This is a genomic window from Desulfonatronospira sp., from assembly GCA_003563255.1.
GTDB lineage: Bacteria > Desulfobacterota > Desulfovibrionia > Desulfovibrionales > Desulfonatronovibrionaceae > Desulfonatronospira.
In genome coordinates, this window is record PWSL01000457.1 from 1 (window position 1) to 11,840 (window position 11,840).

General features: G+C 53.4%; 8 protein-coding genes. 5 read left to right on the forward strand and 3 right to left on the reverse strand.

Annotated elements, in window-relative coordinates; all coding sequences use genetic code 11:
- Positions 1-306 precede the first annotated feature (306 nt).
- On the reverse strand, positions 307-885 hold the full coding sequence (locus QZP87_RS13440; protein WP_291323433.1) for an arylesterase: 579 nt from the start codon (positions 883-885) through the stop codon (positions 307-309).
- Positions 886-1,792: 907 nt separating this feature from the next.
- On the opposite strand from QZP87_RS13440, the gene QZP87_RS13445 reads away from it, so the two are divergent.
- From QZP87_RS13445 to QZP87_RS13465, 5 genes are all read left to right on the forward strand, one after another.
- A complete protein-coding gene (locus tag QZP87_RS13445; RefSeq protein WP_291323434.1) occupies positions 1,793-3,787 on the forward strand; it encodes a SpoIIE family protein phosphatase in 1,995 nt (664 codons plus the stop codon).
- A 22-nt stretch (positions 3,788-3,809) separates the two neighbouring features.
- Positions 3,810-4,919: a hypothetical protein gene (locus QZP87_RS13450; RefSeq protein ID WP_291323435.1), complete on the forward strand. Its 1,110-nt coding sequence runs from the start codon at positions 3,810-3,812 to the stop codon at positions 4,917-4,919.
- Complete coding sequence (locus QZP87_RS13455; RefSeq protein ID WP_291323436.1) at positions 4,916-7,126, forward strand: MFS transporter; 2,211 nt, start codon at positions 4,916-4,918, stop codon at positions 7,124-7,126. The genes QZP87_RS13450 and QZP87_RS13455 overlap by 4 nt, the downstream gene beginning before the upstream one ends.
- A 260-nt stretch (positions 7,127-7,386) precedes the next feature.
- On the forward strand, positions 7,387-8,646 hold the full coding sequence (locus QZP87_RS13460) for a hypothetical protein (RefSeq protein WP_291323437.1): 1,260 nt from the start codon (positions 7,387-7,389) through the stop codon (positions 8,644-8,646).
- A gap of 391 nt (positions 8,647-9,037) precedes the next feature.
- Positions 9,038-10,096 carry an ABC transporter substrate binding protein gene (locus QZP87_RS13465; RefSeq protein ID WP_291323438.1) on the forward strand — a complete coding sequence of 353 codons (1,059 nt, stop codon included), beginning with the start codon at positions 9,038-9,040 and terminating at the stop codon, positions 10,094-10,096.
- A 10-nt stretch (positions 10,097-10,106) separates the two neighbouring features.
- Here the strand turns inward: QZP87_RS13465 and QZP87_RS13470 are convergent, their stop codons facing one another.
- Entirely contained in the window at positions 10,107-11,105 is a 999-nt protein-coding gene (locus QZP87_RS13470; protein ID WP_291323439.1) for an ABC transporter substrate-binding protein, read from the reverse strand.
- 3 nt (positions 11,106-11,108) lie between these two features.
- Positions 11,109-11,840: zinc-binding dehydrogenase (locus QZP87_RS13475; protein ID WP_291323440.1), on the reverse strand; the 732-nt coding region annotated here is incomplete at its 5' end.

Below are 11,840 nucleotides of genomic sequence, written 5' to 3' on the forward strand. Positions count from 1 at the left end.
GGTGTTATTTTCTACAATCATTTTGCCATTAATCAGGACAGAATTTACGGGACAGGATACTAGTGACTTACTCCTGAAACCCTGTCACAAAAAACAAGAAACTTGGACAGGATTAACAGGATTGATTACCTTTTGGCCTGGCTTCCGCCTGTCACGCCTGTGGCGTGATTGAATTGCTCGCAGAGCAAGCCCGAAGGGCATTAAACTGGGAGCCAGGACAAAAATGATTCTCTCTTCATCAATCTCTTAATCTATGCCTGCCACGCGTCTTTGGCGTGGTTAATCCTGTCAAAAAAGCTCTTGTCTTTATTGGGTTACGGGCACAGCCCTCGTTAGGATCTTTTTGAGTTCCTTTTTTACAGCGGGCAGGATGTGCTCCACGATTTTTTGGGTGCCCGCATCGTTTGGATGCACCCCGTCAGGCAGGGTTAATTCCGGATTCTGGGGTATGCCGGGGAGAAAATCCGGACAAAGCGGCACCTGTCTGGAACTGGCAATCTCCCGGTAAATTTTATGAAAATCCTCGTCGTAACCTGGATAATAACCCTGCAATGACTCAAATCCAGCCAGCAGTACCCGGGCATTTGACTCCAGGCAGGCACTGATGATCTGGTCCAGATTGGTCCGGATTTCTCTTAAGGGCAGTTCCATGAAAAAATCATTGGGACCCAGTTCCACAAGGACCAGGTCCGGGCGTAATCTGAGCAGACCGTCCAGACGCCTCAGGCCGTCCAGAGTGGTGTCCCCTGATATCCCCCCGTTAATGACGCTTACCTCCCAGCCTTCTTCTGTCAGGGCTTTTTCCAGCCTGGAGGCGAAAGACATTCCCGGCCCCAGTCCGTATCCGGCTGTGAGGCTGTCGCCCAAAGCTAAAATTGTAATCATAAACTCTCCTTAAAATGACAACTTTTATTCTCCAGCTGATATCACTACAGCGACACTTTGTGTAAATTATCGCCTCGGCCACCGGGGACAGGCACTTATGCCGACATCAAACCGAAAAAACGGCCGGACTATCCGACGGCAAAAGAGCCAGTCCCCTTCCAGCTTAAATAAAGTGTCGCTGTAGTGATAACTGATCCCCACAAACAGATAACAACTTCTTTTTTTGTAACAGGGTATCAGGATTAAGTCACTGACAGTGTCTGTCTGACTATTTGCAGCTGCATTACAGGCAATAAAAAGTCCGGCAAGGTAACCATTCAGGGGGCACTCAGTTGAAGTTCCTGGCACAAGGTCTGGGGACTGTCCCCGCTTAGTACTATCTTTGAAGGTTCACACAACTTAGCGTTTGTCATTTTCTAATTTTGCAGGAAAGGTTTCGCGGGGACTGTCCCCGGGCCGTTGCGGTCCCCGGGCCGTTGCGGCACCCCCTGAATGGTTACCCGGCAAGGCTGGCCGCGGAATCTGATGGATAAGTCCGGGCTGACCCAGGGGTCGGCACGTAAGGCATCAACTGTTTCCCCTTGATTTTTAAAGGAAACCGTAATAGGTTTACTGCTAACGCTGACTGAGCCCTAAACCCAATTTATAGTCTCCCTGTCCAAAAATGGGACTGTCCCCGCAACAATAATATTTGGTTACAGGTATTTATCACTACAGCGAAAGTTATAAAATTCAGAACGGTATCTCAATTGTATGTTCCGCTTTAGTGCCTTACTCCTGAAACCCTGTCACAAAAAACAAGAAACTTTTCTTTATTGGGTTGCGGGCAAAGCCCGCTTTAGTGTTATCTTAACCTTGAATAAGGCCGCGGGGAGTATGCCCAATATTCCCAACCCTTAAGTTATTTATGTTCAAAACAATACGTGCCAGGCTTGTAGCAATTATCGCACTGATTTTATTGCTTACAGCCGTGATTGTCATCTATTTCACCCACAGGGACGTAGGCCGGGAAATGACCAGGGTAGAGCAGAACAATGCCGAGAATATCCTTAACTCGGTCTATCTGAATATCCAGGGGGTTTACCGGGGCCTTATCTTTGACCGGGTAAACAGAATCGATGAGGCAAAAAAGCGCCTGCACCGGGAAACCCGCATTATTCTTACGGGTCTGGAACTGTCTGCTGACACGGCAGGAGAGATACATAATGAAGACCAGAGATCACGCAGGGAAAAATCCATAGAATGGCTGCAGGCTCTTCAGTCCGGCAGCACTGATTTTTTTGCAGCGGATGCCCAAAACAACATCTTCTTCGCCTCCGAAAATGAGCTTGTAGGACAAAACCTGGAAACGATGCGGGATATCAGGGGTGAGCCCCTGTCAGATGCGGTCAACCTAGAAGACAGAGGTTATGAGCAGTACATTGTCTTTTCACCCGGGACCAGGGAAGTCCCCGGAGGTCAGAACCTGGCATATTTAAGCTATTTTCCGGGCTTTGAGTGGATCCTGGGGGCCTTTGTGGACATCTCTTCCATTGAAGAAGCGGAACAGGACAGGATGGACCAGCTGATCAAGGAGCTTGAGAGCCAGTTCAGGCAGGCCCGCTTAGCTGAAAGCGGCTCCCTGTTTATTTTTGATCAGGACAGCGAACTGGTAATTGAGCCGGAGGATTTTGCAGGCAGTCCGGAGTTCGGGACCCTGCTGCAGGAGGTGGCCCGGCAGAGCCGGGACCAGGAACTGGCCCGCAGCCGTATGTATGTCGGTGAAGAGGCCATGCTTGTCCTCACCAGGTATTTCAGACCCCTGGACTGGTACTTAAGCGCCATGATCCCAGAGGCCGAAATCCAGGCTCCAGCCAGGGGGGTGGTTCAGAGGCAGTCCTGGATCATCATGGGCATTTTTTTATTAGGGGCAACGGCAGCCATCTATTTCGTACGCCATATATCCAGACCTCTGGCCCTGCTGGCCGGGCACACCAGGGATCTGGCAGGCAGGGATCTGACATCTGACGACTTTGATGCGCAGCAGATCGTCGCCCTCACCAGAAAGCATCACGATGAGGTGGGGGAACTGGCCGGCTCATTTCTATACATGCAGGAAGAGCTCAAAAACAATGTCCGCAAGCTCCTGGAAACCACTGCAGCCAAGGAGAGATACGAAAGCGAACTCTCCCTGGCCCGGGATATCCAGATGAGCATAGTGCCCAGGAAGTTTCCAGCCTTCCCGGACATCAGGGAGTTTGATCTTTTCGCCATTCTTGAGCCTGCCAGGGAGGTGGGTGGCGACCTGTATGATTTTTTCCTGCTGGATGAACAGCACCTGTGTTTCACAGTGGGAGACGTATCAGACAAGGGCATGCCTGCGGCACTGTATATGGCCATTACCAGGACCCTCATCCAGAGCCATGCCGCCAAGGAAAAGTCCCCGGCCGGGATAATGACCCGGGTGAATAACGACCTGAGCAGGGACAACCCCAAGAGCATGTTTGTCACCCTCATCATCGGCATCCTGAACATGTCCACCGGCGAGATCAGATACGCCAATGCCGGGCACAACCTGCCCATACTCATGGACGCCCAGGGCGGGCTTTCTTTTGTCAAGGGCATAAGCGGCCCCGTGGCCGGGGCCATGGAAGACCTGCCCTACAGGGAGCTTCTGGTAACCTTGAACCCTGGTGAAAGCCTTTTTCTGTATACCGACGGCGTTACCGAAGCCATGAACCAGAAACAGGAACTCTTTTCCGATGAAAGGCTGCTGCAGACGGCCATGCAGGCCAAAAACCAGGAACTGCAAAAGCTTTTGCATGACATCCGTGAAGAGATCAAGACATTCTCGGCAAATTTTCCCCAGTCCGACGACATCACCATGTTTATCCTGAAATACCACGGGGCAGGCGATTACTGAAAACTTGACAGGTACTGATCACATGCACTTCAGACTGAAGATATTCACGGCTACCCTGGCCATCCTTCTTTTTACCCTGGTTCTCAATTCCGTTTTGAGCATCTCCTCCTTTGAAAAGATATACTCCAGGTCCCTTGTATCCATCATGGAATCCAGGGCGGTAAACCTCAAGCAGGACATTGAGCGCGGAATCCTGCTGGGCAAGCCCCTGGACGCCTTTGAGGGCATGGACGACATGCTGGCTGAATTCCTGGATGCCAATCCCAGGGTGGATAACGTGGCCGTGAGCATGGATCCCGGGGAAATAATCTATTTCAAGGGGGCAGAAGAAAATGGTTCCAGTCTTCTTGCCCGGCATGCGCAGGAATTTGAAGGGCAAGAGGAACCCCACGCCGTTTTTGACCGGGACAGATACATTTTATATCTGCCCATAGTCCACAGGGCTGAACAACAGGCCCACGGAGGGTTGCTCCTCTCCTTTTCCCGGGCAGTGATACTGGAGCGCATCACTCAAATGATCAAGGGTGCCCTGAGCCGCCTGGGCTGGTCCCTGGGGGGCACTGCCCTTGTTCTGGTGGGCCTTCTGGGTCTTTTCGTGGTCCGCCCCATCAGAAAGGACCTGGAAAGAATCAGGCAGGCCCTTTTGCCCTTTACCCGGGAACACAAAACAGCCGGCGCACAGGACGTGACCCATGAAGAACCGGATAGCCGGTTCAGCCCGGTTTCTAAAGACGGAAAAACCCATAAGGCCGGGCCTGCTGCGCCCGGATCCGGCCGGACGCCCCTGACCCAGAAATTTCCTGATTCAAGGATAATTCGCAACGATATTGTGAGCCTTGGCAGCTACCTGCAGGAGATAGCTCTGGAGCTTGAGTCCAGAGGCAAAGAGGCCACAGAATCTCCAGGGCGCTCTTTAAAAGAAATTGCAGACGGCCTGGAAAGCTGCAGCAACGAGATTGCCGGGCACCTGGAAAACGAAGAAATACCCCATGAGCTTAGACGTGAACTGGAACAGATCATCAGGGACAGCCGGCAGGCCGCCGGAGTCCTTGGCGAAACTAAAGAGGGGAGGTACGCATCAGGCTTCAAAGAGCCTTCAGCTGATACATCAGGCAGGGGAGGCGGCTTATGAAACCGGACCTGAGCCTGAAAGTAAATGTGTTCCTGGTGGCTGTGGCGGTGATCATACTGGGGCAGGCTGCGTATTCTTATTTCAATATAAATGCTTTTCAGTCCAGCCATGTGAGCACCATCAGGGAAAAGGCCCAGAGCGCCGGCCAGAACCTGAAAAATGACCTGGAATATGTCCTGGACATGGGCATCTCCCTGGAGAGGATAGCCAGGCTTGAGGACAACCTGGAAAATATCCTCGCCGACCTGCCTGAGGTAGAGTTCATGGAGATCACCGACACCAGGGACTATACACTTTTTTTTGCCGACCATAACCAGGCCCTGGACATTGAGCCCGGCACCAGCAAGTCCGATTTTGTCCACAAGCCCTACGTTTCTGAGCTGTCCCGCAAGGGCCTGACTCCTGAAGACACGGACATATCCCTGCCCCTGAAGGCGCAGGGGCAGATCCAGGGCCACATCAACATGCACATTTCCGGAAGCGTCATCCACGCCCAGTCCAGGCAGATCATGTGGGACATGCTCACAGTCATGTTCACCTCTCTTCTGCTGACCTTTGAATTTCTCACCTTTTTCGTCATCTACTATATAAGTCATCCATTAAGCGTGCTGCGCCGGGACATCTCCCGCAGCTATCCGCGGCTTATGCCCGTGGACAGGGACAGGTACGCTTCCCTGGGCGAGATAAGCGTGCTGGCGGATTATTATAACTCCATAATAAAAAACCAGGCCCAGAGATTTGCCACAGGTCTGCGGGGCTTTCTTCCGGATCTGTCCCAGGGGCTTTCTGCACCGCCCCGGCAGCAGACAGAAAAAATATCCGGCCTGGTTCAGGAGCTTGAAGCACCTGAATCCAGCCATCCTCAAGCACCCCAGGCTGCCCTGCAGAAAATCAGGGTCTGCCTGCAAAAGGTCAACACCTACTGGAGTGACCTGGCCATAAGCATGGAAGGCGGCAGCAGGACCCGGGCACCAGCAGACCGGGATGAAGCTTCCGGGTCTGTCCCCTACTCCCTCATCAGGCCTCTTATCTTTCTTTTCATCATGGCCGACGGATTCAGCCTGTCCTTTTTCCCCATGTATGTTGACTCCCTTTATGAGCCTATTATGGGCCTGTCCCGGGAGATGATAATAGGCCTGCCCATTGCCGCTTTTATGCTTACCATGGCCGTATCCATGCCCCTGGCCGGATCCATGACCGATTCCAGGGGCTGGTTCAGACCCCTGATAATCGGGCTTTTACTGAATGCTGCAGGGCATTTTCTAACAGCCATGGCCCAGGATATTCTGTGGCTTATAGTATTTCGCTGCCTGGCAGCTGTGGGCCTGGGCGTGGTTTTCATGTGCTGCCAGCGCTTCGTGATTGACAATACCAGCCTCAAGGCCAGGTCCATGGGCATGGCCGGATTCCTGGCCGCCTTTTTCAGCGGCGATATCTGCGGCACGGTCATAGGGGCCATGCTGGCGGAAAGAATCGGTTATGCAAACGTGTTCTATGTAAGCGCCTTGTTCACCTGCCTGGCCCTGATTTTCGCAGTTCTGGTCTTCAGGGGGGAGTTCAGGCCGGCAAAACCGCAATCGTCGGGGGGCTTCGGCCTTCCCTTCAAAGCCTCCCAGCTTTTCCAGGTCTTCCGGGACAGGGAGTTCGCGGCCGTGCTCTGGCTGCAGGCCATCCCGGCCAAGCTGGTCCTGGTGGGATTTCTGTTTTTCTTTGTCCCCCTTTACCTGAGCAGCATTGACGCCCTGCAGTCCAATATAGGCCGGGTGATCATGTGCTACGGCATATGCCTCGTTTTTGCAGGCCCGCTTATATCGCATCTTTTCCCCCAGGTATATCTTCGCAAATACTTCATACTCCTGGGCGGGCTCATAACTGCCGGGGCAATGCTTTCTTTCGCCCTTTTCAGCGGTTTCATACCCATCCTGGTCATGGTCATAATGCTGGGCATAGCTCACAGCTTTTCCGTATCCTCCCAGGCCTCGGTGATCTCTGAAACTGATATCGTAAAAAAGCTTGGCCCGGGGGCAGGCATGGGCATATACCGCTTCTGGGAAAGGGCCGGCAACGTGGCCGGGCCGCTGGTAATGGGCTTTCTCATCGCCAGGGTGGGCTATGAAAGCTCTGTGGTGCTTTTCGGAATACTGACCCTGGTCAGCAGTATCTTGTACCTGGGCTTTCTTATCCGCAGAAACTGGCTCAGCCCTTGAATCAGATGTATCTGTTTAGCGCTGTTAAGGAAAGCAGGGGACAGTCCCGCACTTATTTTTCTGATGAATAAGTTACAGCCATGAGATTTACAAAAATAAGTGCGGTACTGTCCCAATTGGGATAAGAGCACTGCTTTATCTTGGGTTGCGGGCATAGCCCGCTTTGGAAAAATAAGTGCGGGACAGTCCCCATGCCACATGCAAAGCGCTAAACAGATACAATCAGGTCATGAATACCTGAAACTTCTGCCTGAGGATTTATGGACAAATACTTTTCTTTTCTGGACAATCAGATAAACGATCTATTGCGTGTGGACATAGGCTTCAGCACCTGCCCGGCAGCGGATATCTATCCCCTGCAGCCGGAAGTACTGGAGGGATACCAGAAACGACACGGGCTTATCCGGAAGTTTCAGGACATAACTGCTGATCTTTTTCGGGCTTCCCTGGCTCAAGAAGCCGACCCTGCCATTGCCGGGCTTATTATCAATGAACTGCCCCAAAGCTTCGGCTGGATCTGGCATAGAGAACTACACGAGCGGGCCCGGGAAATGGGGATTTCACTGCAGCCCGCTTTTTTTCGCACCGATGAAGTTGTGCCTGGAAAAATCTCGGAAATTCAGAGCCCGGGGTCTTTGTGGTGCCAGTGCGAGCAGCTCTACTCTTTTTATGAGCATTTCAGCCAGGATTTTAAAAAAAAGCCCGTTTTTCCCGGGTCCATGGCCGGGCAGTTCGCCAGAGACCTGAAGAAACACCTGGATGACCAGCCCCTGGTGCACCACCTCCTGGACAACGCCTCCATCCAGTCCGGAATGCGTTTTTTCCTGCAGCGCACCAGGGACCACGGGGTCAGATATTTCGGATACGACAAAGACGTAAGCGCCTATGACTGCAACTTTATCCGGGCCCATGCCTTTCACGGGCTTATGTCCGACAACTACTTCAAAACCCGTTTTGATGCCTGGCAAAACAAGAGGCTGCACTACGACCTGCCCCCGAGCATTGTCTTTGACGAAAAAATCCCCCTGATTTTCCCTTTCTGGAAAAAGACCAGGGATATGTACCCCGACGAAATCCGGGAGATCTTCCCTTATACTACCCTGGTGGACCCGGAAAACATTGTCCTGGAAGACGGGGAGCGCATGGATATTCATGAATTTTTCCAGCTGCCCAGGAAAAGAAGGGATTATTTCCTCAAGTATGCCGGATGCGACCTGGACGCCAACTGGGGCAGCAAAGGGGTCTACTCCATGCAGGCCATGACCGGAAAAACCGCCGGGCGGATAAAATCTTTGCTCACTGAAGGGTATAAGCACAACAGATACTGGATCCTGCAGAAAAGTTACTCGGTCAAAGAAGATATCGCCTACCTGGACAGGTCCAGTGGATTGCAGGAGACAACCGCCACTGCCAAGTACAGCGGATTTTACGGGCCGTGCGGGCTCATGGGTATCCTGGTCATGCACCGGCCTTTCTACAAGGTCCACGGGGCCGGGGATACCATCGTCAGTATATGCTGAGAGCTTATTGCCCGGAATTGACTGGACGTAACTCTTGATAGGGGAGATATGCCTATTTGCCTGTCTGCCAGGCGGGTAATGCCTTGCTGGGGATTTTTATTCTTCAAAACCGTGTGTGCGGAGCACCCGTGTGAAGCCTGAAGGCTTCCCGTGCCTAAGAAGATTTTTTTTGGCACGGGCAACTTCGTTGCACACCCCGGTGAAACCCGCTGCGCGGAGACAAAAGTCTGTTTCACGGGGCGAGCGGGCGGCTCTGCCGCTCACGGTTAGAGAGTACGCCTCAAGTCTATTCCCGGTGGCGATTGCTGGCACCCCCTGAATGGTTACGACTGGACCTTGTCCGGGAAACAATTTAAAGTTCCATCACATTTTAAAATAATTGGAGCAGGTTATGCTAAAGTTTTTCAGGCTGCAGAACATGGCTTTTATCTGCCTGATCCTGGCCGGAATTCTTCTGGCCTCTCCGGCATTTGCGCAGGAGAAGAAGTACCGGGTGGGCTATATCGAGGGAGGTTCGTACTGGCTTTTTTCGGACTCGCTGCGGGCTGTAAGGGATTCTTTGCATGCCCGGGGGTGGCTGGAAAAAATAGATTTCCCCGGGGATGCTCACTACAGCCCGGGGTGGGACAGGGACGAGCTCCTGGAACAAGAGGCCCGGGAGCTGATGCAAAGAGACGACCTGGACCTGGTCCTGGCCGCAGGCACTGATGCCACCCGGGCCATACTTGCGGCCAACAACCATGAAACCCCCATTGTGGCCATGGCCGTCTCCGACCCTGTGGATTCGGGTTTTGTTCAAAGCACCCAGGACTCTGGTGTGGACAATTTTACTGTACGCCTGGATCCGGAAAGATATCCGCGCATGTTCGATATTTTCCACCAGATCGTGGAATTCGACCGCCTGGGGGTGATCTATCCGGACACCGAGAGCGGCAGGCAGTTTACAAACCTTGGAGCCGCCAGGCGGATAGCCGCTGAAAGGGGGTTTGAACTCCTGGAATACGACAGAATCACTACAGAATCCGTCCAGGACTGCTTAGAAGGGATCAGGCACCTCCTGGATAAGGGCATGGATGCCTTTTTCATTCCCTCTCTTCTGGCCTTTGACTGGGAAAGCAGCGATGTGGACAAGATCCTTAGCTTTCTGCGGGAGCAGGGAATACCCACCTTTGCCAGAAATGGCTCCCGGGATGTGGAGGCCGGCGCTCTAATGGGCTTTTCAACCGTGGACTTCAGCAGGAGAGGCAACTTTCTGTCTCAAATGATAATTGATATCCTTGAAGGCAAACAGCCCAGATCCCTGAACATGGTGGACAGAGGCGCACCCAAGATATCCTTCAACATCCAGGTAGCCAACGAAATAGGCTTCAACCCTCCCTTTGAACTCCTGGCTGCCACGGACGAACTATACCGCGAAATCACCCTGCCTGAAAACAGGCTGGTGGAGTGATTAACCTCTTTCAGGGAACAGTCTCTGGAAAACGATCATACACCCTGTCCGCTGCCAGCATCAGGTCCAGGGGTAGATCCACATTCATCCTCTCTGCGGAGCTGGTGTTGATGGTAATGTTTACTTCCCTGGGCTTTTCCACTGAAATATCCCCCGGCTTTTCCCCCTCAAGGATCCTTTTGGCCATGGTTCCGGTCTGCAGGCCCATACTGTGGTAATCTATGCTCAGGGAGGCCATGGCCCCTTCAGCCACAGAGCTGGGGTCTGCAGCATACAGGGGAACGTCATGCAAGGCACACAGCCGAGCCAGAATTGATACGTGCTGGACAACATAGTTGTCCGTAGAAATGTACAGTGCCTGCACCCTGTCCAGTATTCCCAGGGCTGCATCCTGTACATCGCCCCCGGGGCCGACAGGGGCCGTCAGCAGCTCCAGGCCGGAATCCCCTGCCATTTCCTGCAGTTTTTTTTTGATCATGACCGCGTTTTGCTCGAATTCGGAAAACACAATGCCCAGTGCTGAAATCCCGGGATGCACCCAGGTGATCATATCCAACTGTTCGCGCACAGGGCTCATATCGGTAAGTCCGGTAACCCGTCCTCCGGGCTTGTGCATATCCGTTATAAGCCCTGCGCCAACCGGATCAGTGACCGCTGAAAAGACAATATCTACAGATTCCATTTTCCGGACAGCCTCCTGCGATGCCTGGGTACCCAGAGTGATTACCAGATCGGGATCAAGTTCGCTTATCTTTGTTATATGATCCTTTTCATTTTTGCCTTCATCCTGCTCCCGGTTCATGAATACCTGGGTAAATTCGATTTTTACATCCTTATCTTGAAAATGCTGGATAACCCCGGATGCTGCTTCATCCAGAGCCGGATGCCTGATGGAGTGCAGAACTGCCACCCTGAAGTCCTGCGCCCATGCAGAACTCAAGCTTCCAGGTAAGCCCACGGCATTAACAAGCAGGAATAATAAACCGGACAACAGATGAATTCGCTTCAAGGTTCAGCTCACCTCCAGGACAACCTTCAGGGCCTGGCCGCTACGGGCCGTTTCAAAGGCCTCCAGGGCCTTGTGCAGGGGATAGCGGTGTGTGATCAGGTGCTCCAGGGGCATGTCCGGGAACCTGTGCATCATCTCCAGAGCGTGGCTGAACTGCCCGCAGCGTGATCCCACCAGGGTGATTTCGTTCACCACCAGCGGGGCCAGGTTTACCTCGCCCTGCAAGGCCACTGTGGACTTGAGCACAATGGTCCCCCGGGGCCGACACAGGTCCATGGCCTGCTCAATCCCCCTGCCCGAGCCTGTGGCTTCCACCACGACATCTGCTCCCGGCTCTATGCCTTCTCCCCGCAGGGAGGTCTCAAGACCGCGCCACCGGGCCAGCTCCAGCTTGCCCTGGTGATGCCCCCCCAGGGTCACCCGGCCTGCAGCCGTGGCCAGGACCCAGGCGCAGAGAATGCCCAGGCGGCCGTCTCCCAGAACCACCACCCTTTCATTGCCCTGCAGGGGAACCTGCTCCAGGATCTCACAGGCCGCAGCCAGTGGCTCGGTTAAAACCGCCCTTTCCTCAGAAAGACCATCGGCGCTGAACAGGTTGGTCACCGGCAGTACACAGTACTCGGCCATGCATCCGTCAAGGCCAGAAATCCCCAGAGTGCTGCGTTTGGGACAGTGACGGCCAAGCCCTGCCATGCACCACTCGCAGACTCCGCAGGCCGCATTTATCTCCCCCAC